The sequence below is a fragment of the Limnospira sp. PMC 1279.21 genome, assembly GCF_032349615.1.
GTDB lineage: Bacteria > Cyanobacteriota > Cyanobacteriia > Cyanobacteriales > Microcoleaceae > Limnospira > Limnospira fusiformis.
On record NZ_JARPLU010000067.1, the window covers coordinates 1 to 25,782 of the forward strand.

At 41.5% G+C, this 25,782-nt stretch carries 21 protein-coding genes and 2 tRNA genes; 12 read left to right on the forward strand and 11 right to left on the reverse strand.

Translation table 11 applies throughout. From position 1 onward, the window contains the following. The first annotated feature begins 159 nt into the window (after window positions 1-159). Window positions 160-2,013 carry a putative capsular polysaccharide synthesis family protein gene (locus P5683_RS11955; protein WP_315645845.1) on the forward strand — a complete coding sequence of 618 codons (1,854 nt, stop codon included), beginning with the start codon at window positions 160-162 and terminating at the stop codon, window positions 2,011-2,013. Here P5683_RS11955 and P5683_RS11960 read toward each other — a convergent pair. Together P5683_RS11960 and P5683_RS11965 are read right to left on the reverse strand one after the other, a co-directional pair. Further along, entirely contained in the window at window positions 2,001-2,255 is a 255-nt protein-coding gene (locus tag P5683_RS11960; RefSeq protein WP_315645846.1) for a DUF268 domain-containing protein, read from the reverse strand. The two genes, P5683_RS11955 and P5683_RS11960, sit on opposite strands and share 13 nt — an antisense overlap. Further along, entirely contained in the window at window positions 2,203-2,391 is a 189-nt protein-coding gene (locus P5683_RS11965; RefSeq protein WP_315662924.1) for a tetratricopeptide repeat protein, read from the reverse strand. Before P5683_RS11965 ends, P5683_RS11960 begins: the two co-directional genes overlap by 53 nt. A gap of 71 nt (window positions 2,392-2,462) precedes the next feature. On the opposite strand from P5683_RS11965, the gene P5683_RS11970 reads away from it, so the two are divergent. Continuing rightward, the gene (locus P5683_RS11970) at window positions 2,463-3,944 is read left to right on the forward strand and encodes a tetratricopeptide repeat protein (protein ID WP_315645848.1); all 1,482 of its coding nucleotides are present in this window, start codon (window positions 2,463-2,465) and stop codon (window positions 3,942-3,944) included. 103 nt (window positions 3,945-4,047) lie between these two features. On the opposite strand, the gene P5683_RS11975 is transcribed toward P5683_RS11970, so the two are convergent. After that, window positions 4,048-5,136, reverse strand: a complete 1,089-nt coding sequence (locus tag P5683_RS11975; protein ID WP_315645560.1) for a methyltransferase domain-containing protein — start codon at window positions 5,134-5,136, stop codon at window positions 4,048-4,050. A gap of 74 nt (window positions 5,137-5,210) precedes the next feature. Continuing rightward, window positions 5,211-11,066: a glycosyltransferase gene (locus P5683_RS11980; protein WP_315669448.1), complete on the reverse strand. Its 5,856-nt coding sequence runs from the start codon at window positions 11,064-11,066 to the stop codon at window positions 5,211-5,213. 103 nt (window positions 11,067-11,169) lie between these two features. Between P5683_RS11980 and P5683_RS11985 the strand changes: the two genes are divergently transcribed. From P5683_RS11985 to hpsN, 7 genes are all read left to right on the forward strand, one after another. After that, window positions 11,170-11,913: an SDR family NAD(P)-dependent oxidoreductase gene (locus tag P5683_RS11985; RefSeq protein ID WP_315641865.1), complete on the forward strand. Its 744-nt coding sequence runs from the start codon at window positions 11,170-11,172 to the stop codon at window positions 11,911-11,913. 121 nt (window positions 11,914-12,034) lie between these two features. Beyond that, window positions 12,035-13,174 carry a hemolysin family protein gene (locus P5683_RS11990; protein WP_008056506.1) on the forward strand — a complete coding sequence of 380 codons (1,140 nt, stop codon included), beginning with the start codon at window positions 12,035-12,037 and terminating at the stop codon, window positions 13,172-13,174. A gap of 163 nt (window positions 13,175-13,337) precedes the next feature. Continuing rightward, window positions 13,338-13,419 (forward strand) — tRNA-Tyr (locus P5683_RS11995). A 3-nt stretch (window positions 13,420-13,422) separates the two neighbouring features. After that, window positions 13,423-13,494 (forward strand) — tRNA-Thr (locus tag P5683_RS12000). A 130-nt stretch (window positions 13,495-13,624) separates the two neighbouring features. Next, window positions 13,625-14,758, forward strand: coding sequence for a glycosyltransferase family 1 protein (locus P5683_RS12005; RefSeq protein ID WP_006670492.1), 1,134 nt, complete (start codon window positions 13,625-13,627; stop codon window positions 14,756-14,758). 39 nt (window positions 14,759-14,797) lie between these two features. After that, a complete protein-coding gene (locus tag P5683_RS12010; protein ID WP_315639936.1) occupies window positions 14,798-15,982 on the forward strand; it encodes a glycosyltransferase in 1,185 nt (394 codons plus the stop codon). A gap of 57 nt (window positions 15,983-16,039) precedes the next feature. Next, window positions 16,040-17,032, forward strand: coding sequence for a hormogonium polysaccharide biosynthesis glycosyltransferase HpsN (gene hpsN, locus P5683_RS12015; protein ID WP_006670493.1), 993 nt, complete (start codon window positions 16,040-16,042; stop codon window positions 17,030-17,032). Between the two features lie 6 nt (window positions 17,033-17,038). Here the strand turns inward: hpsN and trmB are convergent, their stop codons facing one another. The 3 genes from trmB to P5683_RS12030 all read right to left on the reverse strand — a co-directional run bounded on the left by trmB (window position 17,039) and on the right by P5683_RS12030 (window position 19,170). Next, the gene (gene trmB, locus P5683_RS12020; protein WP_006622352.1) at window positions 17,039-17,671 is read right to left on the reverse strand and encodes a tRNA (guanosine(46)-N7)-methyltransferase TrmB; all 633 of its coding nucleotides are present in this window, start codon (window positions 17,669-17,671) and stop codon (window positions 17,039-17,041) included. Between the two features lie 25 nt (window positions 17,672-17,696). After that, on the reverse strand, window positions 17,697-18,740 hold the full coding sequence (csaB, locus tag P5683_RS12025) for a polysaccharide pyruvyl transferase CsaB (protein ID WP_006622353.1): 1,044 nt from the start codon (window positions 18,738-18,740) through the stop codon (window positions 17,697-17,699). 202 nt (window positions 18,741-18,942) lie between these two features. Beyond that, a complete protein-coding gene (locus P5683_RS12030; RefSeq protein WP_006619796.1) occupies window positions 18,943-19,170 on the reverse strand; it encodes a hypothetical protein in 228 nt (75 codons plus the stop codon). A 282-nt stretch (window positions 19,171-19,452) separates the two neighbouring features. Here P5683_RS12030 and P5683_RS12035 point away from each other — a divergent pair, with 282 nt between their 5' ends. From P5683_RS12035 to P5683_RS12045, 3 genes are all read left to right on the forward strand, one after another. After that, window positions 19,453-19,575: a hypothetical protein gene (locus tag P5683_RS12035; protein WP_006622354.1), complete on the forward strand. Its 123-nt coding sequence runs from the start codon at window positions 19,453-19,455 to the stop codon at window positions 19,573-19,575. Next, the gene (locus tag P5683_RS12040) at window positions 19,569-21,482 is read left to right on the forward strand and encodes an ArsA family ATPase (protein ID WP_006622355.1); all 1,914 of its coding nucleotides are present in this window, start codon (window positions 19,569-19,571) and stop codon (window positions 21,480-21,482) included. The genes P5683_RS12035 and P5683_RS12040 overlap by 7 nt, the downstream gene beginning before the upstream one ends. Before the next feature lie 178 nt (window positions 21,483-21,660). After that, window positions 21,661-22,329, forward strand: a complete 669-nt coding sequence (locus P5683_RS12045; protein WP_006622356.1) for a leucine-rich repeat domain-containing protein — start codon at window positions 21,661-21,663, stop codon at window positions 22,327-22,329. 39 nt (window positions 22,330-22,368) lie between these two features. Here P5683_RS12045 and P5683_RS12050 read toward each other — a convergent pair whose 3' ends face one another. The 4 genes from P5683_RS12050 to fraC all read right to left on the reverse strand — a co-directional run bounded on the left by P5683_RS12050 (window position 22,369) and on the right by fraC (window position 25,588). Continuing rightward, window positions 22,369-22,998, reverse strand: coding sequence for a DUF1361 domain-containing protein (locus P5683_RS12050; protein ID WP_006622357.1), 630 nt, complete (start codon window positions 22,996-22,998; stop codon window positions 22,369-22,371). Window positions 22,999-23,067: 69 nt separating this feature from the next. Beyond that, window positions 23,068-24,438, reverse strand: a complete 1,371-nt coding sequence (locus tag P5683_RS12055; protein WP_006622358.1) for a cobyrinate a,c-diamide synthase — start codon at window positions 24,436-24,438, stop codon at window positions 23,068-23,070. A 44-nt stretch (window positions 24,439-24,482) separates the two neighbouring features. Further along, window positions 24,483-25,064, reverse strand: coding sequence for a DUF5357 family protein (locus tag P5683_RS12060; protein ID WP_006622359.1), 582 nt, complete (start codon window positions 25,062-25,064; stop codon window positions 24,483-24,485). Then, on the reverse strand, window positions 25,064-25,588 hold the full coding sequence (gene fraC, locus P5683_RS12065; protein ID WP_006622360.1) for a filament integrity protein FraC: 525 nt from the start codon (window positions 25,586-25,588) through the stop codon (window positions 25,064-25,066). Before fraC ends, P5683_RS12060 begins: the two co-directional genes overlap by 1 nt. Between the last annotated feature and the right edge of the window lie 194 nt (window positions 25,589-25,782).

Here is a 25,782-nt window from a genome sequence, read left to right on the forward strand (position 1 = left end):
ATCAGTTCCGGCTGCCATAGAAAAATGCGATAAAATAGTTTGTCAGTTTTCATCTGTTGGGACGGGGCTGGTACTGAGTCCAATTTGATTACGGCTGAAAAGATTGTATCATATCGGAGCAGCCCATGCCACATAAAGAAACCTTGTCATCATTTATAAATGCCTGAAATTCAATCTTTCACCACCCCCGTCGTTTTACTCATTTTTAGGCGACCAGATACCACTCAAAAAGTGTTTGATGTGATTCGCCAAGTCAAACCTCAGCAGTTACTGGTGATTGCTGATGGTCCCGAACCCGGCAATGATTTAGAAGCCCAAAAATGCGCCCAAACTCGCGCCATTATTGATACGGTTGATTGGGATTGTCAAGTTTTAACCAACTACTCGGATTTTAACTTAGGTTGTAAACAGCGAGTCGCCAGTGGGCTCAATTGGGTGTTTAGTTTAGTGGAAGAAGCGATTATCTTAGAAGATGACTGTATCCCGGATATCAGCTTTTTTAAATTTTGCCAAGAGTTATTAATCCGCTATCGTCATGATCACCAAATTTTCCAAATTACCGGAGAAAATACCCACGGCTATCAATCGGCAAATTCCAGCTATTATTTTTCCCAGTATAGCTTTTATTGGGGATGGGCGACATGGCGGCGAGCTTGGCGGTTATTTGACCCGGATTTAAAGTCTTGGCTAACCAAGTGCGATCGCCATTGGTTAAGAGATTTATTGGGAAGTCAAGACCGCGCCGAATATTGGGCAGAAATCTTTGATTTAACCTACAATGGTTTTAATTCCTGGGGATGGGCTTGGACATTTACTTGTTTGGTGAATCGAGGTTTATGTATCATTCCCAATCAGAACTTAATTTCTAATGTTGGTTTTGGCGCAGATGCCGCCCATACCACCTGGGAAGTTGATGAAATCGCCAATTTACCTACCCAATCAATTAGCTTTCCGCTGAAACACCCCACCGCCATCACCATCAACATGGAAGCTGAAACCGTTATTGATAAAATGCGGTTTACGGGTCGCAAATATATCAGAACCATGCGCGAAACAGCGATGGATTTAAGCCAGCAAGGACAGCACCAAAAGGCTTTAGAGATTTGGGAACAATGTATTAAGTTGCGATCGGATTTAAGCGAGTTTTACTATCAAAAAGCCTGCTGCTTACAGAAAATAGGTAATTCTCAACAGGCGATACAATGCCTGCATCAGTTATTAAAATCTCATCCAGACCACCAACCCGCTAAATCATTATTAAATACCATCATCAAAAAATATCATAATTCGTCCCCGTTACCCACTCAAAATCAACAGCAGCGTTTTTTGGTTTACACCATGGGACAAGTCGGTTCAACTTCGATTTCCACATCTTTAAAAAACTACACTTCACAAGTCTATGATATTCATTTCTTAGATGAAACTTATCTCCAAAAAAATATGCACAAAGGGCATTGTGTGGATGGCTATTTTGTGTTCAAAAACTGGTTAGGAGAACCCTTAAAAATTATTTCCATGGTCAGAAATCCTATTGCTGTCAATGTTAGTGGCTTTTTTCAAAACCTCGATACATATTACCCCCATTTAAGCCAAGAAGAAATTCTACAGTTGAGTATTGAAGAACTGATTAATAAATTTTGCACATTAAACCCCAACTTTCCCCTACATTGGTTTGACATAGAATTCAATAAATGCTTAAATTTTGATATTTACAGCCAGCCTTTTTCGATGTTAGGATGGCAAACCTACTTACATGAATCTTACCATATTTTGATTATGCAAGCGGAACTAATGGATAGCCAAAAACAGGAGGTTATCCGAATGTTTACGGGTATCAGCAACTTGCAACTAGAAAACCAAAATATTAGTTCCCAGAAGTGGTATAGTCACCGATTTAAAGAGTTTCAGGAAAAACTGTTACTTCCCAAAGACTATTTAGACAAGATGTTAAGTTCCAAGTTTACCCGGCATTTTTATAGCCCGTCACAAATTCAGGAATTTTATAAATTCTGAAGCACAAAAACAGGTTGTTCATAAGAAAAAGCTGCCAGGGGCTTATTGACTATCAAAGACTCGGAAAACCCGAAACTGTCCACCGTTTTCCAGCCTTCCAACATCATTGGCAAGCGGATCTTACCATAAATGCGATGAGCATTCCAAACCAGACAATCTTGACCCACAGGAACAGAGAAAAAAAAGAGATTAAATCCAGCCAGGGAAATGGGGATGAAGTGCGATCGCTTTTTGAAAAGCATCCACAGCCTCTTCTAGCTTACCACTCCGCAGCAGTTGATTACCCCTCACTAAATCGCTGACCAATTCGCTGACTCCCCAGACTAAAGCAATGCCGAAACATCCTCTCATTGTACCAAAGCCATAGAAATCTGTCAAGTTGGGTAAGTATCGTGATATGGTATAATCCTCGGTTATGTCAGGGGTAGATGTGGATTGGGAAGTTAGTTATGAGAAGTAGTCAAGGAATGAGTGCGGGTGAGTTACTGAGACAGGCGAATCAGTTGAAACGGTCTGGGAAGTTGGATGAGGCGATCGCGCTTTATCATCAGGTAATAGATATTAACCCCCATTTTGCTTGGGCTTATCATGGTTTAGGAGATGCTTTGGCTAAACAGGGGAATTTAGATGAAGCTGTTGCTTGTTATTCGGAAGGCTTAAAAATTAATACTCACTCTGCTTGGTTATTTTATAGTTTGGGGGAGGCTTTAGCGGAACTGGGAGATTTAGAGGCTGCTGTTGAGTATTTACAAAAGGCTATTGATATTAATCCAGCTTTTTATAAATTTTACAATACCTTGGGCTGGGTTTTTCTACAAAATAAAAAATTTGATGATGCTTTAAATTATTATAATCTGGCTATCAAACTTAACCCCAAAGTGGTTGATGCTTATTTGGGTTGTTGTGCATTATCTATCTGTAAGGGAGAACTACAAAAAGCTCAAGATTATATAAATTTTGCAACTCAGTTGAACCCCAAAAAACCAGAATATAAACTCTATGATAATTTTTTTTATGTCCTAAATAAATTTGGGCAAAAGGTTGGTTTTTCTATGAACAATAATTCACAGAATTTCCAATCCAATCAAGATTATAGCCATCATTTAAGCCAATTTCTGAATTTGGTAAAAATGTATGAGAAAGTCTCGGTTGATGAAAATTTAATGAAAATACCCCAATTAGCTCAATTTCACCACTGCATTAGTCGATTAATTTTACCAGGGTTAGATTACTTGGAAATTTTGAGGAGATTGCATTTTTTTATCAATCCCAGCAATTATGTAGAAATTGGTGTAGACAGGGGTAAATCTTTTGAATTAGCCAGCTTATCAACGGTTGCTATTGGCATTGATCCACAACCAAAACTTCCATATAAAATTGCACCTAGTGCTAAAATTTTTCAGATGACTAGCGATGATTTTTTCCAAAATCACAATTTGTTAAAAGAACTACAAGGTCAGAGAGTTGATTTCGCTTTTATTGATGGACTGCATTTATTTGAACAGGCACTGAAAGATTTTATTAACCTAGAAAAATATAGTCATTCAAATACAGTTATCTGTTTTCACGATACTTTCCCCTTAGATGAAATCACAGCTAGACGCGATCGCACAACTACCTTTTGGAGTGGTGATGTTTGGAAAGTAGCTCTGATTTTAAGGAAGTATAGACCGGATTTAAAAATATCTACAGTAGCGACTAGACCAACGGGATTAACCATCGTAACTAATCTGGACTCTAGTTCAAAAATTCTGTCTAAGCATTATGATGATATTGTTCAGGAATACATGGATGAGAATTGGGTAGATAGCTTAGAGTTACGGTCTGCTATGTTTGCTGTAGTTCAGAATAATTGGAATCATATAGTCACAAGATTGAGTAAAATTAAAAATCCAGACATTACTGATACCGAAAAAGAAATAGCTGTCTAACCCACAAATTTTTAATAGCTTTGGTCTGGTAAATTCAATATTATATCATCATATAGTGACAAAGATATAAGTTATCATGCTTTCTTATGATGTAAATAAAAAACTAAATCTTAATGTCATTTTTCCTGAGAGCAAGCACCGTGTGTACAGTTAATCCTTTCCAGCAATAATCAGGAATATTTGACTTGATAAGTGTTTCAGGTGAAAAAATATTAGTAACATCATAATTTATATCAATCGGTATGATTCGACCAAGGCTGTTATGTATATCTTTGATACCAAATCGTCGGACATGATCAAATTGACCAAAACGACTTTGGGCTTCTTCATGGCTAAGAGGTGCAAAACACTCCTCATAATAACCATTCATAAAAGGAATGATACAAATATGCCACCCATCATCTTTCAATGAACGATGCAAACATTTTAATACATAAGAAATGTTACAGGGAATATGTTCCATAATATGACTATGAATGACTAGATCAAAATGTTGCTCCGGCAAATCATCAATGTCATTGCACAAATCAAATTTTTGTATGTTTTTGGCAAAGCTATACCTTTTAGGATCAAGATCTACCACCAAGTAATTATCAGGAGAAACTATGGATGAAATTTCATTATATAAGCCTTCTTCTGGTGCCAAATGGAATACGCGAGTATTTGGGGAAAGAATCGCCAAATGCTGTATATATAAATACAGTAAACGAGTTCTTTCTAAGGAGCTACAGTTCAAACATCTTACATTTTTTCTACTGTTCATTGCTACAAAAAAGGGAGAGCCACAAATGTTGCAATGAGCTTCAAAGGGTTGTTTATTTTGGTATTCTAAAGCCTCTGCTATATTGACAACTTGGGGATATGTAATTCTATCAAAACTATCCACTATCTTTCGTAATCGCTTAGTTGCTTCGCCCCAATTTTTTTGAACCATTGCAATTTTGGCAGACTCCATAAAAATTGGAAGATATGTAGGATGTTTTTCTATGCCCTCACATATAGTTTTCTCAGCCTGATTAAAAAGATTTTGATGGCGGTAGGCAATGGAAAGCCTAACATACGCACCACCACTACCGACTCGCTCAAACCTTTCAAAGAGTGCTTGCCAGCGAATAACAGCCTCTGACCAATTGTGCGATTTCATTGCCTCTTCAGCGAATGCAATCATTGCATTTATATCATTTTTATTCATTTTTGATATTTATCTATTGCCTGAACCACTTTTTTGTACATTCTAATTTTGCATAAATAATAAACCTACAAACCTCAACTTTCTTGAATATTTCGAGATAGTTTAGCATTAATCGATGCTAATTCACTATCGATTAAGTCGCCTTCATCAGTGCTGTAACCATCAAGATAAAATCCATCTTTTTGATAAAACAAGAAATCATCTACTTCGATTGAATCTCGCCATTTATCAACAAAAACTTTTCTGTTATGGAGTCTGTAACGTCCGCGACCAGGAGTTTTTCCTTCATGGTGAATAATCTTTGAATTTGGACAGTACAAGAGTTTCTTATTAAGCTTTTTTCTAATTTTAAAGCAAAGATCAATATCTTCACTGCCATTGACAAAAACAGGATCAAGCCCCTCAACTGCAATAATATCCAACGCCCTTACTGCCACACAGGCTCCAGTTAGCGCTTGAAAGCATCGACTTTTATTAACTGCATTGCAATCTGCTGGCATACCTTTGTATATGTGATACGGGAACTTAGACTGGTTTCCAAATACAATACCACCAGCTTGTAAAGTATTGTTTGAATATATTAGCTTAGGTCCAGTAAGACCTATAGTGATATCCTGACGCAACGGTTCTATTAGATAGTCCAACCATTTGTCGGAAACAACAGTGTCATTGTTAAGTAATACAACATATTCACTTTTTGATGCGACTATACCTAGGTTACACCCAGAAGAAAACATGAGATTTTCTCGGGAACGAATTAATTGTAAATTTGGATATACTGTCTGCATTTTTCGCACCATAGAAGCAGTATCATCTGGTGAACCATTATCAACAACAAGTACATCATACAAAAAACTGGAACTAGTTAAGCTAAAAATAGAATCCAAACATTGGCGAGTCAAATTTTGCTTTCCATAAACAGGTATAATAATTGATACATGATCTTTTTTACGGCTCTGGCCTTTTTTCATTGTCTGTAGCCAATCAATCCGGTCATTCCCCTGTACAACCAGAAGTTTAACAAGATTATGCCAGGAATTATCTGTTAAGACACTGTATGTCCAAACAATAAGCTGATCTTGGCCAAGATGTTGACTTAACGACTCAACCCAAGATTTTGTACCAATAGCCAGAATTGCCTGAGAAAATTTAAGTATAGGTTCGTAATATCTAATCAACGTGGTGCTATCCAAGGAGCGGGAAGCATCTTTATCAAGAGTTTTATATTCTTCCAACAAAGAAATTATATTGAGATTAGCTTCACTAGCTTTTATAAGGAATCGATCAGCTTCTGTATGGGACAGTTCATAAATAGATAAGACAACTAAATCATCTGAGCCAATCGTGGAATCATTTTTGCCTTCTAGTAACTCATGATAAGAAAACCGTTTCCAGGTGAATTCACTATCAGCATAATTTTCTGATAACCATTTTTTTAATGCTTTTCTGTGATGAGGAACTGCACAGTCATCTTGAGAATACAAAACCTCAATAATTTGCCTATTTTTTTGTGATTTAGTAGGTTTATCATTTTCCTGAGTAGCTACAAAGTTAAGCTGCTTTTCTTGTAGCGATCGATAAAGCTTCAGGTATTGGTAACTCATAGCTTGAGTGCCATAGATAGATCCGTAGCCTCTTTGCCAAGCTAGAACTTGATCTAATTTCTCTCGATATTTGTCAGGTGAAGTATATATATGAGTAATATCATGATAAATCTGATTTGGGTCACTATTATCTAAGATCCAACCGCCACCATGTTGTTGCAAACGCTCTCCAACTGCACCAACAGAGAAACCAATTACTGGTAAACCCGCTGCCCACAATTCTGTCAAAGTATGACAATAAGTTTCCGGCCAGATTGACAGGACTGCTCCTAGATGAGGTTTGATTTTGGCTGCAATTTCCCAAAAGCACTCCCGCTCGTATGAACCATGTTGAATTCCGATATCATCTAAGCTGGTATCAGGATTGCCCAAAAAGTGAAACTCAATTCTATTTTTGTGATCACAGGCTTTAATTTTCCTAATTACCACAGAACCTTTAGAAGTACAAAGGTTTCCAGGAACTAGAATACGAATTCGTTCTGTTGGGCTTGGAACACGCCCTAACGAAAGCATCTGGCTGAAATTGCGTCCGTGAGGAATTACTCGGAAATCACGATCCTTCATAAAAGGAAAAACGGACTGAATAATATCTTTGGCTTGATGAGATGTTGTCACGAAACCATCACAAAAAGACAACATTTCTGACATCCTATTTTGCCAACGTCGTCGCCAATTTTGATCTAAGCGAGGAGAAGTATTAGTACCCCATAATTCCACATTCTTTCTAGCTTCTTCTTGAGACCATTGATCCAAACAGTATTGCTCTCTATAATCAAGTAGTTTCACATTAGGGGTAATTGTATAGTAATCATGAAATGAAAACAAGATGGGAATGCCAAGTTTTTTGGCTATGGGTGTCAGTGATAAACCGTGGCGACCTATGTGGCGAATATGCAACAATTCGATTCCATAACGAATTAAAATATGTTCAATAAAATGACGATAGTCTGTCGAGTCATGAATTGATATAGTGATTTTTTCTTTAAAATAAAACTCTTCTACCAATGTCTTTTGTTGACCTCTGTAATCATACAATTTTATACATTTGGTATCGCTTAGTAATAAGAATGGCTCCCATTCTTCTCCTACCTCCATCATCAAATCTACAGTAGTTTGCGGAGTTCCTCCACTTTCACTATGTATCACATACAGCACCCGTGGTAGACAAAACCTTGGATAATGATGAAGATTTTGACGTAAATTAAAACGCAGAGTTGCCATGACTGATGAATCTGTGAAAGAATTACGCACAGCCTTTGCATATTCTGGATAACGTTTATCTATTACCTTGCGACCTGATTCAGCCAACTGCGATTTTTGCTCCCCAAAACTAGCTGAACGCACATGATAAATAATAGTTCTATCATCAATTATGTTACGCCATCCCCGGGTTAAGGCGCGGAAACAAAAGTCATTTTCTTCCCCATAACCTCTAGAAAATGCTTTTTCATCAAACAAGCCTATGTCATCTAAAGCATCCCGACGAATGTATAAACAAAAGCCATTCCCTGTGGGAACTTCAGGATATAAAGCCAAGCTTTCTTGTGTTACTAAACGAGCAAAACTCTGTTGATCTATCCATGAAGGTATGGGATTATTAACTTGATCTTCAGGTACAGAGAAAGCCCCAGCATTATTAGAGAGTGGTGTCACCGTGGCAATATCAACAGCGGAATAAGCTGCCATCTGTAAATTTCGCAACCAACTTGCAGTAACGATGGTATCACTATTCAGAAGGACTACATCCGCTCCGTCTGCCATTTCAATACCTTTATTAACAGATGCGGTGTAGCCCAAATTTATTTCATTACTATACAAAACTACATTGGCAATTGTTTGGCTAAATTGTTCCAGTTTATAGATCAGTCTCTTATCTGTACTACCATCATTTATTAAGATTAGCTGGGCTGGAGTACGAGTGTTTTTAACTATAGATTTTAAACATTGACAAACCTCATTGTATGCATTAAAAACCGGGACAATAATTGCAACTTTATTTGTCGATCTTCCTATAATTGATTCATTTCTTATAGGAAAGTGCAGCTGAGTTGCGAGTAAACGATTCACTGACCACCCTAATGACGATTTAAATTTTTGAATAACTATTGGTTTATCTTCGACTCCTTTGCCAATTATTAAAGACTTATTTTCTATGGGAGTAGCCTTGATCTCAACATTCTGATTACCTTTGGGAATATAGGGAATCTCAATCAAAAATCCAAAACCACTGTAGCCCAAAGCTTTTTGTAGGTCATGACGCTGACGATCAGTCAAAACTTGGCGATAGAAAATATTATTGATAAAAACGTGCAAGTAACAAGGTTTACCCGGATTAAGCTTATCTATTAACCAGCCAGTTAGCTCATTTTTGTCAAACTTATCCAAGTTTCCAACAAAACGTTGATACTGAGATTCTTTGGGTTTATAAGGAAAGAAGAATGCTCCTTTTTGAGGATTAGCCAAATAAATATCTAACCCATCATCAGCCTTCACTATATCTACCTTGTTCTTATCATTCTCTGTCTTATAATCCTCTAGGTTTTTACGATCATCCCAGCCAAACCTTGATTTATTATCATCCCTAAGCCCTGACCAAACCGACCCCACAGCAGGGAACCCCGCCAATAACAAATTCAACTCATCCGAGAGGACGCCAACCCCGCTGCGAACCTCATCCATAACCGCAGCCAACCGAGGCCCATTCACCCCAAACCCAAACTCCGTGGCAAATAACTCCCGACCGCGAACCCTGAGCCGATCGCATTCCGCCTCATCTGATAATACCCTATCCAAAACCGCAGGCAAATCCCCCTCAGCCACGGGAACCACAGCCCCCGACTCAATCACATCAGCCACCGCCGCCGTTTCCGACAACAGCACCACCAACCCCATTCCCAAAGCATCCGACAACTTCGCCGGAATTTGGAACTGCGACACCCGAAAGTCCGCATCCTGCAACAGGACACAAATATCACCCACCGCCACCACATCCGGGATAGACTCAAAGGGCTGATTCCCCACAAACACATAGTCCACCCCAGGGATACCCTGCAACTCCTCTTTTAACTTCCCATCGGGGAAATCCCCAATAATCGCAAATACGACATCCTTGCGCCCCAAACTCCCCAAAGCACGAGCCGTGGTCACCAAACCCTTATGCTTCCTTGGCGTACCAAAAAACAGCACCACCTTTTTATCCTGAGCAATACCAAAGCGTTCCCGACTGCGACGCTTCAGGTCAGCCGAAGGCACAAACCGCCCCTCATCTCGCCCATGACGAATCACAACCCCGCCATAACGCTCCTGCAAAGCCGGATTCGAGACCGTCACCCCATCAAACTCCCGCACCAAACCCACTGCGATTCGAGTCCACTCCGTACCCGTCAGCTCTTTCAGATCGGGCAATCTACCCTGCTTTTTCAGATAATCATCCAACTCAATGGAACTTTCTGCACCCACAAAAGCCATTTCTTCATCATCAATATCCACAATCACCCGCGAATTCCAAAGGCTTTTGTAGAGCAAGCCAAACAGAATATTCGGCAACCGAGGTTTGGATAAATGAACAATATCATAAGGATGAGATCTCACCAGTTTAATAGCTTCGTCGATGAACTGACTCTCATCCTTGACAAAAAAATGATGGCACGGAATTTTAGTCTGACGGATCGGCTCCCAAACTTCTCGACCCCACTGAGGAAAAATGCTCCCAATAATCTCAACATCTGCAAAGGTCTGATAGAGTTGAGCCAAGGTATAAACTCGACCCGCAGCATTGTGGGATAACTCCCAACCGCAGACTCCCACCCGAGGACGCTTACCCTGCCACTCAGTTGGATTAACTGCTGTTGAAATATTCTCTTTTATGCCATACCCATTTTGCGAAAAATCAGCTAACTTAGGATCAATTCCAACCGCCTGTTCTTCAGCTTTTTCGGCTTCGTCAACCCGTCCCACCTGCCGCAAAACCCGGCTTAAATTCACATAAGACCACGCCGCCTCTGGCTTCAATTCTACCGCGCGCCGATAAGCAGCGATCGCCTCATCAAAACGTCCTAACTTCTCCAGCGCCTCCCCCAAATTTTGGTAAGCCAAGTAAAAGTCCCGGTTTTGACCGATCGCTTTTTGATAAGCAGCGATCGCCTCCTCCAGTTGGCCATTACGGAGAAACTCATTACCTCGGCTAAAATCGCTTGCTGACATATCAAATGGGTATAAGAGACAGGGAACAGGTTTTGACACACTAGATTGTAATGTAGATCCGCGCACCTGAAAAGTTCCCGAACCGAAAAATATTGTACACCCCCACCCCAAGTCACAAACCATATCCCTTGTGTAAGTCCCATAGCTGCTACCATTGAGCGTATAGATACCCCAGTCGCGTTTATTGAGAAAACAAGTTTGTCGATCGCTAAAAGGACTTAATTGATTGAATATTTTGATTGTTGGTGCTAGTGGTGGTATTGGCTATGGGTTTGTCGAGATCTTGTTACAAGACCCAGCAATTGACAGGGTTTATGGGACTTATCGGCGTTGGGAGTCCGCCCAAGACTTGTTAAACTTGGCCAGTCGGTATCCCCAGCGTCTCGTCTGTCTGTCCATGGATATTACCCAAGAATCTGATCTAGTCGTCGCTTTGGAAACCATTAGCCATCAAACCAGAGAATTAGACCTCGTGGTTAATTGTATCGGGATATTGCATCGTGTAGGGTTGCAACCCGAGAAGAGTTTGCGACAAATTAATAGCGATCGCCTCATCGAGTATTTCCAGGTTAATAGTATTGGCGCAGTATTGTTAGCCAAACATCTGTTACCCTTTTTCAGTAGCCCGCGCCGCCATGTTTTCGCCACAATTTCCGCCAAATTAGGCAGTATTGGCGATAATTATTTAGGTGGGTGGTATGGTTATCGCGCCTCCAAAGCCGCTTTAAATATGTTAATGCGAACCGTTGCGATCGAATATTCCCGCAAAAGTCCCCAAACCATTGTCGTCATGCTACACCCAGGGACCACAGACACACAGCTTTCCCAACCCTTTCAAAAAAATGTCGCACCCAAAAACCTATTTTCAGTTAATCGAACTGTACAACAACTCTTAGACGTGATTAACCGCCTAGAAATCAGTGATAGTGGTCAGTTTCTGTCCTGGGATGGGACAAATTTACCCTGGTAGTAACCGAAAAACCTATAACAATTATGTTAAACTCGCTTAATTCAGTAGTGAAGTATTCATTCTATAATGAATCGATCTCACTCAACTTCAAAATAATAGTTTTAGAATTTGGTATCCCCCTGTGATTGGAATATCCCTCCCGGAATACCTGGCGACTACGGCTGCAGTTGCACCTTTGTTAGGAAATGTCTGGATAGATTTGCTGATTTTGCTGTTCATGTTGGTATTATCGGCATTTTTTGCTGGTTCAGAAACAGCTATCACAGCCTTAGATAATCTCAAGTTGCGGGCGCTAATTCGAGAACAAGGTGATCCCAATCGGATGTTTACCCTGGTTTTGGAGAAACGGGCGCGATTTATTACTACTCTTTTGGTGGGTAATAATTTAGTTAATAACTTCTCCGCAATTCTCACCAGTAATTTATTTGCTATTTGGTTAGGTAATGCCGGGTTAGGAATTGCTACCGCTGTCGTCACCTTTTTGCTGTTGGTCTTTGGAGAAATTACCCCCAAATCTTTGGCCATCATCAACGTTCTACCTATTTTTAAGGCAGTTATTCGTCCCATTTACTTGCTGTCTATTCTCCTGTCTCCGGTTATTTATCTATTTGAAACGATCGCCCAAAGTATTATCCGGTTAGTCAACCGGGGCGCTGTACAACCCGGTTTGTCCGTCCAGGAACTACGGTTAATGATTGAGATTTTAGGGGGTCGCGGTCAACTCGACTGGCAAAAACATCAACTGTTAAATAAAACCCTGGTCATGGATTATCTCATGGCGCGGGAGGTCGTGAAACCCCGTATTGATATGCGGACTATTTCCCATCAGGCGACGGTCGTTCAGGTGATAGATTTGTGTTTGGAAACTGGTTATTCTCGTATTCCCGTCCAGGGAGAATCAAAAGATGAAATTGTCGGGATTGTGCATTTGAAGCGGGCGCTACAACTGATGCGCTCAATTAGTGCTGATAGCCCGCCGCCATCCGTCACAGAAGCCATGATTCCCCCGGTTTATGTACCGGAGACCAAAAGGGTGGGTAGCTTGCTTACAGAGATGTTACAGCAGCGCTTACACATGGCGATCGTTGTTGATGAATATGGGGGGACAGTTGGCTTGGTCACTTTGGAGGACATTTTAGAGGAGTTGGTCGGGGAAATTTACGACGAAAGTGATTTTCCCAGTCGGATGGCCCGCAATAAACCTATGAATTCTTCCCCCTCCCGTTCCGGGTCCTCTGGCTTACCCTGGATTAAACATTGACCAGTTATCTGGCCATTAATTCGGGTTTCAGGAAAGCGAAAGTTATTTTTGGTATTCGCTCAAACCCTTGACAGGTAAGGGTTTTGGGATTTACAAAAAAAAGTTTTCCCAAACACTAGCTTTTTTTGAGATTTGTGATACCATTATAAATTGTTGAATAAATGGGTCGGTGCCCGAGTGGTTAATGGGGGCGGACTGTAAATCCGCTGGCTACGCCTACGCTGGTTCAAATCCAGCCCGGCCCACTTGCCCTTGTAGCTCAGTGGTAGAGCACACCCTTGGTAAGGGTGAGGTCACGAGTTCAATCCTCGTCAAGGGCTTATTATTGCTTAATATTTCCGTGGACGCAAGCCATACCTTGTCTATGCCATGGTAAAACTATGATACACTGGTCACGGGTGAATCTACAGAATTGGTATTGACAAGTATCCTGGGTTATAATTATAGTTAATGAAAATACTGTTGATTGGGAATTACCTACCAGATGCTCAACAAAGTATGCAGCGCTTTTCGGCTGTCATGGAGAGCGAGTTAAAAAAAGCAGGTCATGACGTGCGCTTACTGCGTCCCGAAGCCAAGCTAGGACAGCTTAAACCCGGCGGTAGTGGTGTAGGAAAATGGTTAGGATATATCGATAAGTTTATCATGTTTCCCCCTACATTAAAAGAACACTTAGCCTGGGCTGATGTTGCTCATATTTGCGACCATTCCAATGGATTTTATACCCGCTACTTACAAAAAATCCCCCATATTGTTACCTGTAATGATTTACTAGCCGTCCGTTCAGCTTTAGGAGAAATCCCCGAAAATCCCACCCGGTGGACAGGTCGGCAACTTCAACAAATCATTCTGAAAGGGTTAAATCAAGCTCAACGAGTAGCCTGTATTTCGGAAAAAACCAGAGAGGATTTACTGAGGATTAGCGAACTAGAACCCCAGGCGGCAACTACTATTTATATGGGGTTAAATTACCCTTATCGCCCCATGTCAGAAACTGAATATAAACCCAGGCTGGCAAAATTAAAAGTTCCCGAAAATAGTTCTTTTATTCTCCATGTAGGTGGTAATCAATGGTATAAAAATAGGTCAGGAGTTGTCAAAATCTTTGCCCATCTTCAACAAAAACTGGCCAAGGGCGATATTTATTTAGTGATGGCGGGAGCCCCCTTTACTGAAGAATTACAACAACTGATCACAAACTATGAATTAGAACCATTAGTTATTCCCTGTGTTAATATCGATAATGAAGACCTCCGCGCTTTATACTCGGCGGCGATCGCTTTACTATTTCCATCCCTTCAAGAAGGGTTTGGCTGGCCGATTATTGAAGCCCAAGCCTGTGGCTGTCCGGTGTTTACATCCCATATACCTCCTATGACGGAAGTGGGGGGAGAGGTAGCGATTTATATTGACCCTAAGAATCCCCAAGAATCAGCCACTAAAATTCTGGATTCCCTCAATATAATTAAGCCAGACCCCCAACCATTATTTGATAATGCCAAAAGATTTACTACGGAGAAAATGATTAATGAATATATAGGTTTGTATGAACAAGCGATCGCCGCTTCCGGAAAACTTGGGTAAAACTAATGTGGAAAAATTCACCAAATCACCTATAAAATTATGGCAAAAGTTTTACATATTATTCCTTCAGTGAGTCCCATTAGAGGCGGGACTAGCGTTGCTGTGATCGAGATTGTTCAGGCGCTAAGAAATTGTCAGGTAGAGGCGGAAATTCTCACCACTAATGATAGCGGTCCGGGAGTGTTAGAGGTTCCCTGTGGTGAGTTTATAGATTATCAGGATGTACCAGTTTTATTTTTCCCGAGATGGTCTCCCTCCGTTCCAGCCTTGTCTGAATATGCGATTTCTCGGCAACTTATGCAGTGGCTAAATGCCTATATTAAGGGTTATGATTTAGTGCATATTCACTCCCTATTTTCCTATGTTTGTACATTTGGGGCGAGGAAGGCGCGACAGAAATCAATCCCCTATGTGATTAGTCCTCACGGTCATTTTTCCCCCTGGGTGATTAATCAAAAGCGGCTGAAAAAAAATATCTATAATTTCCTGTTGGAAAATGCCAACTTAAAAAAAGCGTCTCTGATTCATTGTACCACTAGGTTAGAACAAAAATATGTGGGTGATTTTGGTATTGATGCACCCACGGTTAATATACCTTTAGGAATTCATTTCCCGACGGCTTATCCTAACGCTAAAATAGCCCTGCGTGACAAATATAATATTTCCGTTGGTATCGAAACTCCGATTATTTTGTTTCTGTCCAGGATTCACCCCAAAAAACAACTTGATTTTTTGCTGAAAGTTTTGGCTAATATCCAGGAAGAAAATAACTTTCATTTGGTGATTGGAGGGAGTGGAGAACCTGCTTATTGTCAATATATTGAGGGAATAATCAGCAGCCTGGGATTAGGGGAAAAAGTGACATTTACAGGTTTTGTTAGCGGTGAGGATAAACAACTTTTACTCTATGGCTGTGATTTCTTAGCATTACCATCTTTGGGGGAAAACTTTGGTATTGCGGTGGCTGAAGCTATGGCGGCTGGATTACCTGTAGTGATTACCCCGGAAGTTGAGATCGCGGTAGATGTAATTGAGGAAAATGCTGGTTTGGTTGTACCGGGAACCCTAGACCAGTGGGAAAGTGCTTTAAAGCAGTTAATTAATACACCGGATATCAGGCGAGAAATGGGTAATAATGGACAAAACTTATCTCGACAGCGCTATAATTGGAATGTGATTGGTCCTCAGTTTGTGGAGGCTTACAATTCGATTTGTCAGCCCTAAAATCGGGAAGGCGATCGCTTTATACTTAATCAGTAACTATTGGATGTTATCAAAACTATGAATCTTCCTAAAGTCTCTGTAATTATTCCCACCTATGGACGCGAAGAATTATTGCGGAATAGTTTATCTGATGTGATGAATAATGATTACCCCGATTTAGAAATTTTGGTGGTTGACCAAACGAAAAACCATGAACCGGAAACTCAAGAGTATTTAGAAAAGTTTTCCAAATCCGGTAAAATTTCCTGGTTTAAACTGGACTGGGCTAGTTTACCGGGGGCGAGAAATTATGGGGTGCGACGCGCTACGGGAGATATTGTAATCTTTATTGATGATGATGTTACACTTGAGACGAGTTTCGTCATGTATCATGTTCGCAACTATCTTGATCATCCTGAAATTGGCGCGGTAGCGGGTCGGGTATTAACCCCAGAACATTTACAGGGAACCCACAAACAACCGACTTTTGATTATCTACCACCAGAGGCGAGTGATCCGGGTATTGCTTGGTATTATTTGGATGTGGTTAATACTATTAAACCTCAAAAAATTATTAGTGGTCGGGGGTGTAATATGTCTTTTAGGCGATCGCTTTTTACTGACCATGGAATTTGGTTTGATGAACGATTTAGGGGTAGCGCGGTTCGTGAGGAGTCGGATTTTTTCTTGGATATCCGAAAAACTGATTATCAGATTTGGTATGACCCAGAAGCTGTTTTAGTGCATATTGGGGAACCCACCGGAGGCTGTCATGATATTAGTACCCGGTCTTTAGAGTACCAAATTACCCATTATCATAATCATTTTTTGATGGCATTTAAGCATTTAACCTGGAAACAATCCCTGCATTTATATATCCGTTTATTTGACTGTCATGTTCTCGGACATCCCCCTTGTAACAAAAGTGGCGGGTTTACTAAGATTATAGCGAGGGGGATTTTCTATTTCTGGGGATTTTTTCGTGCCATTTGGACTCAAATACAAGGACTGTGGAATGATGGACAGATTTACACGCGCCAAGACCCCCAAGCTATGTCTGGGGTTAATTAAGAGTGATTAATTGGCTTGAAATTCAGTCCTATAAACGGGTTCACCACGGTTAAGGGTAGCGATTTCGCGCTCGGAAGCGACGGGTAGGGGGTTCTCTGTTAACCAATGTTCTGAGAGGAGATGAAAGCGGGGATTTTCCTTAAAGCGATCGCGCATTTCGAGCGCCACAGTTTCCACGTCCGAGGCTAACAATACCCAACCACCGGACACCATAAACTTGGCTAAATCTTCCACCAGTTGCGGTTGTACTACTCGCCGCCGTTGATGCTTGCTTTTAAACCAAGGGTCAGGAAATAAAATACTAACTGTTTTGATAGTTTCCGGGGGCAAAGATGCTAAAATTGAGGATAGGGAATAGTTAGCATTACCGAAAATATAGTGTAAATTAGTTAGCTGTTTTTGGTCACGCCAATGGTTGGCTTCTTCCACTAAAGGCTGACGTATTTCTATCCCCAAAAAATTCTGATATTCTTGGATTTGAGCCAGTTTCCATAAAAACCTACCCCTTCCGCATCCGATATCAATATGGAGAGGTTTGTTAATATCAGTATATATCTCCGACCAATTCGGGGTTTTAACAGAGAATTGAAATTTCCGCGCTAAAGGGTTAACGTGCTGACGAACCCGAACTCTTGCCAATGTTTACACCTCCAATTAAAAGCCATTAACTATTAATTAATGATTGTAATAGTTCCCCATGAACTTGGGCGCGATCGCTCAGAGATTCAATTTGCACAGGGTCAAGGCGATCGCCATTAGCATAATGTTCAATCCAGGCTTTACTAATGATATTGGCATCGTCGGGAATTTGGGAAAGTTCCCAACCGGGAAAGTCTAATTCTGCCATTAAATGACTCACTTTCGGATCGTAACTAATAGCAAAACAGCGACATTCCTGGGAAGCGGCCATAATTAAACTATGCAGTCGCATTGATATAGCCATTTCCACCCCCTGAAATAATCCCCGCAACATTTGAGGGTCTGTTAATTTCAGAATTTGGCTATGGTAAGGAATAGCCTTATGGATTAACTCAGCGATCACCAAATCTTGGGATAATTGAAACGGAACCAGTAAAATATAGGTATCCGTCGCCTGCTGAAAAGACACCAAAGCCCTAGTTAAAATCTCTAACCGTTTTGGGGTCAATAATGGATGCGATCGCCAGGTAACAGCCACTCTAGGCGCTGGCAAATCCCACAGCCCTGGTACAGGTTTTGGGTCGAGAGCCCACACGGGATCAGGAGCTAAGGTAAACGGAATTTGCCAATCTGTCAATAGGGCAGCCGAACCACTATCACGGACAGTAACTAGATTACACCCCGCAAAAGCCCTTTTTGCGATAGCGCGGGTAATCGGACGCTGGAGAGGACCAATACCTTGAGACCAAGCAATCGTCCTCAATCCCATCTGTTGAGCTAATCCCATCAATCCCGTATAATATAATGGGCTGATGGCGCTGGTGACATCTTGAATTAAACTCCCACCCCCCCAGATAAACCAATCAGCAGCCCGCAAAACTTTCAACACCTGAAAGGCATTTCGGCGATCGCAGGTTTTAACTCCGTATTGGGTCTGAGTTTGGCTAGGGTTTCCCGATAAAGCGATCGCTTCTACCGCATCGGGTAGCATCTGTAATAACGAAGCCAAAAGCGCCTCATCACCGCCATTCCCCTCCCCATAATAACCACAACAAATAGCCCTTACCATCTTGCTATTCAAACTTGAACTGTTCTTGTACCGTTAAATATACCGATATCCAATAATTCGTCAAATCTCATCAGGCAATAATTAGGGAAGACCCCCAGACTGCTGCTGGCTATGTCTGCTTGGTAGAATTCATAGCAATTGATAGCAGCATTTACATATCCCCCAACTCTCAGTATTGCACCCCAGTAGCTGTCAAAAGATATTAACAGACTCCATTATCATAACACTCAGAGGGTCGTCTTTGTTGAACCTCCGGTAGTGGTAACTCGTAGGGGGATGTATTTTCACTCCCCCAAAATATAGATTCTGTCTTCACCGGGAAAGATAAGACCTCAGACTGATTAAAAACGGCATTTGGGACCCCCGGGATGGCCAAAAACAGGGGAAATGCCATCATCAGCATTTGGGTTTGTGATTTAATGTTACTCATGATTTGAACCTCGCCTAAGCTGAACTTGATTAAAAATAGGCAAACCGTCGAGGGTTTTGTATCTTACTTGTTTCATTTTTCCAGTTAGAAATGAGATAGCAGGATTTTCCTGAAATAGGGAAAGAACACGGTTTAATTGGGACTTGGGCCCAGGGGGGTTAATTTAATCCTTGCCAACTTTCTATAATTCCATTATGATGGAGCGAACTCCCAATCATCATCTGCCGTATGACAGTTATTGCTGAGGCTGAAGGGCTGATGAGTAGGTGCTAGGGTCATGGGGTGATTGGGTCTAATGGTCAACATAACTCGGAATCATTAAATAATGATGTAGCCGGGACTTGCTCTGATCAGGCGATCGCCCCCAAGGTAAAAAATGGAGTCAATCAGAGAAATTTATGGTAGAGGACTTTCATAAGCTAAGTTTAGCTCTATTTAGTGGTAAAGGAGGTGTGGGTAAAACCACCCTGGCTTGTGGGTTAGCCCTCCATTGGGCTAGTCAGTTTCCTGATGATCGCATCCTGCTACTATCAACAGATCCAGCTCACTCCCTAGGAGATGTGCTACAAATGCAGGTAGAGAACACCCCCCACCATGTCGCAGCCATGGCTGATTTTGTTCCTCTGCCTAACCTGAGTATCCGCGCCCTAGATGCCCATATACTCCTCAAAGACTTTAAGGAACGCTACGGAGATACCTTACAATTGTTGGTGGAACGTGGCAGTTTTGTAGAAGGCGAAGACCTTACCCCCGTTTGGGACCTCGAATGGCCGGGAGTTGATGAGTTGATGGGTTTATTGGAAATTCAGCGCCTCTTTGACGAAAACCTGATCGACCGGGTAGTGGTGGATATGGCTCCCAGTGGTCACGCCCTTAACCTTTTGGGGTTAATGGATTTTTTGGATAATTTGTTAGAATCCCTCGAACTATTCCAAGAAAAACATCGCACCATCGGCAGTTCCTTTACTGGTAGCCACCGCCAAGACGAAGGAGATGAGTTTTTAGATGAAATGCGGGACAAACTCGCTTCAGGACGCGCTAGGCTGCAAGATGCTGACCATACCTCTTGTTTCTGTGTGGCTATTCCTGAACCTATGAGTTTATTTGAAACCCGGCGATTTTTGGAGTCTCTACAAACTCTCAAAATTCATCTGGGTGGGGTATGGATTAATCATATCGTGACCGAAGCTGTTGATGGCGATCGCTATCGTGAACAGCAACCCCTCATGGCTGAGTTTATCAAAATCGCCGCCGATCAGCCTATATTTCTAGTCCCGGAATTAGACACCGAACCCCTGGGAGTTACCGCCTTAAATAGCTTATTTGCTCAAACTAAGCCTTTGGGTAACGATGACCAATTAGCTATCATCACCCAAACCGAAAACCAGCCCGTATCATTGGTGACATTCCCTGATGCTCCTAAATTACCAGATTTTCTGTCCTTGGGGCGGCGTTTAGTTATTGTCGGGGGAAAAGGTGGTGTGGGTAAAACCACTGTTGCTGCTGCTATAGGTTGGGCGATGGCAGAACGTTACAGCGCGCGCCATGTTAGAATGGTATCTATTGACCCGGCCCATTCCTTGGGTGATGCCTTCGGTTGTCAGTTAGGACATCAAGCCCTTAACATTACTGATAACCTTAGCGGTCAGGAAATTGATGCTGACCAGGTTCTCGATAGGTTTCGCTCAGACTATCTCTGGGAATTGGCGGAAATGATGGGGGGAGATTCTGGAGACCCTGATGCTAATCTCAAACTGGCTTATGGACCAGAGGCTTGGCGGCGCATTGTTTCCCAGTCTCTCCCAGGACTTGATGAGATGTTGTCTCTGGTGGAGGTGATGGAGTTATTGGAAAGCCACGAACAAGATTTGATTGTATTAGATACTGCTCCCACGGGTCATCTATTGCGGTTTTTGGAGATTCCTACCGCTATGAGTGATTGGCTGGCTTGGATTTTTAAGCTGTGGATTAAATATCAGAATGTCTTGGGAAGGGTTGAGTTTATGGGACGGTTGCGAACCTTGCGCCAGCGGGTCGTGAAAGCACAAAAACGTCTGGCTGACCCCGAATATACCGAGTTTATTGGAGTTGTTCAAAATCGCGAGGCTATTCTAGCAGAAGCTGAAAGATTAGTCGAATCTGTCCGGGAACAGTCGATCGCCCAAAATTACATCGTACATAATCGCGCTGAATTGGGTAAGGCAATTTCAGGCGATCGCTTTGGGGAATTGGCGATCGTTCCTTTACCTAATTTACCTCGCTGTGTTGAGCCGATATTCCGCATTCAAAAAGCCGCTGAATTAATCTTTTAACAGCACCCTAAATGCGATCAACACCGAACCAAACCACCCTAGACGGCTATATATATGCCGCCACATTTTCCCATGCTGTTATCATAAGTCAATCTCCGAGATTTGTCAATAGGCAATCTGGCAAATTAGGGATTATTCTATAAATGGTGTATTAATCAATCCAAGGAAGGAATGAGCCATGGTTAAGGGTAATCTTCTGAGTCGATGGTGGGGAGTAACGATGATGGGGATAATGATTAGTTTAACCGGGAGTATTAGTCCGGTGTCTGTCCTAGCTGAATCCGACTCTTCCGACCCCTCAGAAACCTATACAACTATTATGGATTGGTGTCTGAATAGGGAGAATTTATCCCCAGATGCTAGATATACCGTACAACTGATTTTGAGGGAAGCCGGAACCTTTAACTGTGCGAGAGCTAGTGAAAACTTGCTAAATTTAAATAGACTAGATCTAAACACCAGTTTAATTAGGGATGTTGCGCCTTTAGGAAGTCTCACCAACCTAACGGAATTAAGATTGATGAATAACCGAATCTCAGATATCAGTCCTCTCGCGAATCTGACGAACCTGGAAAATCTGGATTTAAGTTACAATCTACTCACCGATGTTAGTGCTTTAGGGGAACTCATGAATCTGAGAGTTCTTAACCTGAGTTATAACCAAATTAATGATGTTAGTAGCCTCAATAATTTATCAAGACTAAATGAGTTAAATCTCAATCACAACAACATCTCTAATATCAGTTCCTTATCTTCCCTAGAACGCATCACTTATTTATTTGTCAGACATAACCCAATTGCAGACCAGACCTGTCCGATTTCGCCGAGATTTATCTGTCAGTTTTAGTTGTTAGGGAAAGGATAATTTCCGATTGATTGACTGAGATTACTCAAAGTTTTTATAAACTTGGCGAAATTGTAAAATCAAGCCGAGGGTGACTTGTTTCATCACCTGGTAGAGAATGGATATAATCACAAATGTAATCATGATGACTAGCAGCGGTTTTCGGCTAGTCAAATCATTCAAAGTCTCGACCATAATCACATCTGGTTGAGTCACCAAGTCCCAACTATTAAATCTTTGAAAACGTCCTAGATATACACCGATCGCACAGAGAAAATGAACGAGAAACTCAGCCGGGATTACCCATTTTTTGGCTCCTTGTTTAACTAAATAGTGACCCTGATTAATTAAGGAAATGACATAGGCTTGAAATCCCATGAGAATTGCGAAGACATGAAGGGGGATAAAAAACAGAGTAATAACCCAGACAGAATATCCGGCTCTGGTGGCTCTAATTAAGTGGATAATATCGGTGAGTAAATAGGGTGCATTAGGCAAAAAAGCGATAAAAACCACTAAAGTAATCCACCACAACCCAGACCGAGAGATATTTTTGCGCCGAAACAGAAAAAAGCTGAGAACTAGGGGAATAAACGCTAAAAACAGATTCCAAATAATCCAGCCACTATGTCGATTAAAAGCATCTAAAGCACCAGCGAGTATAGCTTCCATGATATCTTAACTTCCTCCGTTAGTGAAATTCAATCAAGCTCGCGCCATGCTAGAGAATATTATATCTAACTAATCATGATGGCCACAGGATTTTAAAAACCGTTGAGGGATGGTGGTCTGACTCCCCCAATGTAGGTGTAAATAGGAACAGTGAACATTAGGAAGAGGGTTCCAACCTTCGGGGTGAGTTTCTGGGAGGCTGTGATAGCGAGAAATGTCATAGATAGGGTTAGGGGGTTCTTCGGTTAGGTGGGAATGGTGGAATTGATGACCGCAGACGGTATCTCCTGAAGATAGTAGGGGTGTTTCTCGTAAGACTTTCCCTTGATAATATCCTAAAGTCAATCGTTTTTCCATAATAGCGGTAGTAGGAAGAATTCCGACCATAGACCAGGCTTGTTGATTAAAGTCGATAATTTGATCACATAAATACATTAACCCCCCACATTCTGCATAAGTAGGAATACCGGAGTTAATGAGCGATCGCACTTGTTGAATAGCGGGTTGATTTTGACTTAAAGACTCAGCGAATACTTCGGGAAATCCGCCGCCAAAATACAGACCATCAACGGGTTCGGGAATGGTTTGTGTTAGGGGACTCCAGGAGATTAATTCGGCTCCCAATTCTTGCAATAAATCGAGGTTATCAGCATAGTAAAAACTGAAAGCGACATCACGAGCGATCGCTATTTTCACGCGGGGAATTTTCACGGGAATCTCTCGAGGTTCTGGGGTGAGAGTTTCCGCAGTCAATAGGGGAAGTAGTTGTGACCAATCAAAACAATTAGCGGCTAATTCTGTCAGTCGCTTTAAGAGGATATCAAGATTAGAAATTTCTTGGGTGGGAACTAATCCTAAATGGCGGTCAGGAATGGTAATATTATCCTGGCGGCGCACGACACCTAAAATCGGCAAATTCAGAGGTTTTAAGGCGGCTTTCAGTAAATCCAGATGGCGATCGCTTCCGACTCGGTTCAGGATGATACCGGCGAATTTTAGCCGAGGATTTATGGTACAATAACCATGGGCGATCGCCGCCACAGAACCGGATAATCTAGCGCAATCAATCACTAAAATAATCGGCAAATTCAAGCATTCAGCAATATAAGCAGTTGAGGCAAAATCAGAGTTAAATTCTGTGGATTCCCACCCGGTAGGAATACCATCAAACAACCCCATAACTCCCTCAATAACTCCTAATTGAGAGCCACTAATATGGCGCTGAAAACAGGATTTAACATAATCTTCTGAAGTCAGAATTGGATCGAGATTTCGACAAGGTTTTTGGGTAACATACTCATGAAACATCGGGTCAATGTAATCAGGACCCACCTTAAAAGATTGCACATCAAAATTGTGATGTTTCAGATAAGCTAAAATACTGAGCGTAATTGTGGTTTTACCTACGCCGCTGCGTTCTCCCGCAATGATAACAGTCATGAAAAATCTACCTATTTCGACAATTTTTTAAGCATTATTTACGATTAAGAATTACCCGGATCAACGGAGAAATCCTCAACTTGTTGCAGCATAATTTGTTGTTCAAATAGATCTGGATATTCTTGAATCCAGTCATCAACTAAAAAATAAAAAGATATCCAGCAACTCATAACCACATGACCCAGGATTAATAACAGAAACGGACCACTAATTAAAGGGGGAGTTGGTCGCAGTTTAAATTTAGCATCAATCAACTGAATTAAAAACACAAAACAAGCGCAGATAATCGGCCAAACAGTTATGGCAAATGTGGGTAACTGTTCAGCAGTTTCCTGATCAACTAATACGGTAATTAAAGTTCCGGTAATCCAAGGACTTAGGGAAACACCACGAATGATAAAAGGATGTTGATTGGTGCGCCAAGAAATGCCAGCAGTTAGCAAAATCCAACTCAGGTTGGCTATGGAGTTACTGCGTTCGATGTTATCGGTCAGCAGGCTAGAAACTAACCAAGCCAATAGACCGACTATGACTACACTTTTCCAGTGATATAACTTAGGTGGCTTAACGGTATTTACCACGGAAGTGACATTTTTAACTAAGGGATGTTTCAGGGGATTATCCATTATGATGAAACCTCGTTAGCTTGCAGTACAGTTAAGGCTATAATACACACATAACTAATGGTGTGTGCGCGGACAAGAGAGCGAATAATGATTTGAGTCTCCTGACTCATGGAAAAAATCAGAGGACTTTGAGATTTTTTGGGGTCAGGCTTGTCTTGTTGGGGGGGGATTTCGCATAAAAATTTATACAAAGCAAATCCATTAACTTTAATGGCTAAATATAACAAAAAATAAACCATCGTAATGAGGAGCAAGGTTAGAGACAATTGGGGAGTTTCTCCGACCAGAAGATACACGATAAAATCTTTCTGAACAAAGTCAGGAATCACTCCCTTTATTATAAAAAAGCTCATAATTCCGACGATTTCTGCTAACAAATTAATGGCGGCTGCATATTCGACACTTTTGCGGGGGGACAAATTCAGATAACCACTCAGAAGCCATGATTCAAGGGTAATCACAATTAACAAACGACAAAATCGGGTGAGGATTGTCCGTATTCCAATGGTGACAGCAGGTAGCATGAAGCGTGGACTCCATTAAGATGATAAACTTAATCTATCATTAAGTTGGGAAATGATTAACATTTGCTGTACTAGGGTACACCAAAGCTATTTTCGTCAGCACCCCCGGCTGAAGCACGGGGGCTTCGTGCCCCCCGATTTCAGGTAGCTGACCAGCTTAAGCCTTAACTGGCTACGTGAGCGAGCAAGAGTTG

Bases quoted from the DNA above. Each gene is read 5' to 3' on its own strand.
- P5683_RS11955 (WP_315645845.1), top strand. From the start codon at position 160: ATGCCTGAAATTCAATCTTTCACCACCCCCGTCGTTTTACTCATTTTT.
- P5683_RS11960 (WP_315645846.1), bottom strand. From the start codon at position 2,255: ATGCTTTTCAAAAAGCGATCGCACTTCATCCCCATTTCCCTGGCTGGA.
- P5683_RS11970 (WP_315645848.1), top strand. From the start codon at position 2,463: ATGAGAAGTAGTCAAGGAATGAGTGCGGGTGAGTTACTGAGACAGGCG.
- P5683_RS11975 (WP_315645560.1), bottom strand. From the start codon at position 5,136: ATGAATAAAAATGATATAAATGCAATGATTGCATTCGCTGAAGAGGCA.
- P5683_RS11980 (WP_315669448.1), bottom strand. From the start codon at position 11,066: ATGGTTTGTGACTTGGGGTGGGGGTGTACAATATTTTTCGGTTCGGGA.
- P5683_RS12005 (WP_006670492.1), top strand. From the start codon at position 13,625: ATGAAAATACTGTTGATTGGGAATTACCTACCAGATGCTCAACAAAGT.
- P5683_RS12010 (WP_315639936.1), top strand. From the start codon at position 14,798: ATGGCAAAAGTTTTACATATTATTCCTTCAGTGAGTCCCATTAGAGGC.
- hpsN (WP_006670493.1), top strand. From the start codon at position 16,040: ATGAATCTTCCTAAAGTCTCTGTAATTATTCCCACCTATGGACGCGAA.
- csaB (WP_006622353.1), bottom strand. From the start codon at position 18,740: ATGGTAAGGGCTATTTGTTGTGGTTATTATGGGGAGGGGAATGGCGGT.
- P5683_RS12030 (WP_006619796.1), bottom strand. From the start codon at position 19,170: ATGAGTAACATTAAATCACAAACCCAAATGCTGATGATGGCATTTCCC.
- P5683_RS12040 (WP_006622355.1), top strand. From the start codon at position 19,569: ATGGTAGAGGACTTTCATAAGCTAAGTTTAGCTCTATTTAGTGGTAAA.
- P5683_RS12045 (WP_006622356.1), top strand. From the start codon at position 21,661: ATGGTTAAGGGTAATCTTCTGAGTCGATGGTGGGGAGTAACGATGATG.
- P5683_RS12050 (WP_006622357.1), bottom strand. From the start codon at position 22,998: ATGGAAGCTATACTCGCTGGTGCTTTAGATGCTTTTAATCGACATAGT.
- P5683_RS12055 (WP_006622358.1), bottom strand. From the start codon at position 24,438: ATGACTGTTATCATTGCGGGAGAACGCAGCGGCGTAGGTAAAACCACA.
- P5683_RS12060 (WP_006622359.1), bottom strand. From the start codon at position 25,064: ATGGATAATCCCCTGAAACATCCCTTAGTTAAAAATGTCACTTCCGTG.
- fraC (WP_006622360.1), bottom strand. From the start codon at position 25,588: ATGCTACCTGCTGTCACCATTGGAATACGGACAATCCTCACCCGATTT.